This is a genomic window from Leisingera sp. JC11 (genome assembly GCF_040704725.1).
GTDB lineage: Bacteria > Pseudomonadota > Alphaproteobacteria > Rhodobacterales > Rhodobacteraceae > Leisingera.
The window spans coordinates 1-1,459 of sequence record NZ_JBFCVS010000060.1; the positions used below are offsets into that span (position 1 = coordinate 1).

Genomic DNA, 1,459 nt, shown 5'->3' on the forward strand with positions numbered 1-1,459 from the left:
TGGCGGCAAAGCCGGAGGTCAAGAGCGCCACCGCCGCCGAGCTTTGCAGCACGATGGCCAGGATCAGCCCCATCAGGCCGGCCTGCAGATGGCTCTGCCTGCCGGTCAGCAGCCGCTGGAACGAGGCGCCGTAGCTGCGCTCGATCCCGGTCCGCACCATCCGCACCGCATACAAAAGCAGCATCGTCGCCCCAGCCAGGCTGATCAGAAAGGTCAGTATTGCCATGTCAGTTTCCGCTCAAGGCTTTCTTCGGACGCGCCGCCGCTCCTGACACGGCCTTAGTGCCGCCCGGCCCCGGCGGCAACTGATATTCCCGCCAGCCCCGGATACTGATTGGCCTTTCTGCGCCCTGAGGCTGCGAATTCCGGATCAGTTCTCCTTGCCGGATGGCGCGACCTCTGTCTTCACCCCCCACCCCGCCAAAGCGGCGGACAGTTTCTTTCCTGGCTCCTGATCGGTGAACAGCACAGTGATCTTGCGCGGTTCAGGCCCGCAATGGGGTGCGGTTTCCGCAAACTTGGGATGGGCCATTGCTATGGCAACCTGCTGGGCGCACTCGGCGGCGACGCTGGCCAGCTGTGCCTCGTCCGCGCTGTGATAGAGCACCCCCTGCTTGGCCGACAGGGCATCTGCCGACAGGATTGCCAGATCAAGCGCAAACCGGCGCAGCTGCTGTTCGGCGACGAACCCGAAAGTGCCGCGCTCGTTGCTTTGCATTTCGCCGCCCAGGAAATGCACCCTGTTGCCGTTGTGGTTTGCCAGACTCTGCGCCGCTCCGATGGAGTTGGTGACGACGATCAGCCCGGTTTTCTGCCGCAACTCCTCTGCAACAAATGCGGTGGTGGACCCGACATCCAGAAACAGGGCCATGCCGTCGCGCACATGCCCGGCAGCCAGCGCCGCAATCCGCGCCTTTTCCTTCTGGTTCTCGGAAATCCGCCGGGCAAAGCTTGTCGCGCTTTGCGGCCCCGCAAGGAAGGCACCGCCGTGCACCCGCTGCACGGCCCCCGCCTTGTTCAGCGCCTTTATGGTGCGGCGCACGGTCTCCTCCGACACATCCAGCATCTTGGCCAGCTCGGCGCTGCGGGCAGAGCCGCCCAGGCGGCGCAGGGCATCCACCAGCTCCATTTCACGATGAGAAAGGGACAGGGAGTCTGACAAGAGATCATTCCGTTTTGCATCTGCCGGTCTTGGGCATTTAGGCACGGCCTGCCAGCGCTTTACAAGGCCCTGCCGCAACATCTTACCGTGCTCGGGATCAAGCCCCGGCCGGCGCGAACGTGCCCGCCCGCGCAGGTGTATCCGTCACCCGCACCGGCCGCTCCCGCCCCTTTGTGGCCTGGCTGCGGCAGGCCCTGTAGCGTCGGGCAGGGCGCCGGGCCGGGATTGTTAATGCTGCGAACGCCCTCGTAATACACTGTTAATAAATAAGGTTTCGCAGCGAAACCCCTTTTCTGT

The 1,459-nt window shown here is 64.0% G+C and carries 1 protein-coding gene and 1 pseudogene; both read right to left on the reverse strand.

Translation table 11 applies throughout. The features are described 5' to 3' along the window. Nucleotides 1–226: pseudogene (locus tag AB1A62_RS22140) on the reverse strand (Na/Pi cotransporter family protein); the annotation flags it as partial. Between the two features lie 144 nt (nucleotides 227–370). Further along, complete coding sequence (locus tag AB1A62_RS22145; RefSeq protein ID WP_366663612.1) at nucleotides 371–1,162, reverse strand: DeoR/GlpR family DNA-binding transcription regulator; 792 nt, start codon at nucleotides 1,160–1,162, stop codon at nucleotides 371–373. Nucleotides 1,163–1,459: the final 297 nt, after the last annotated feature.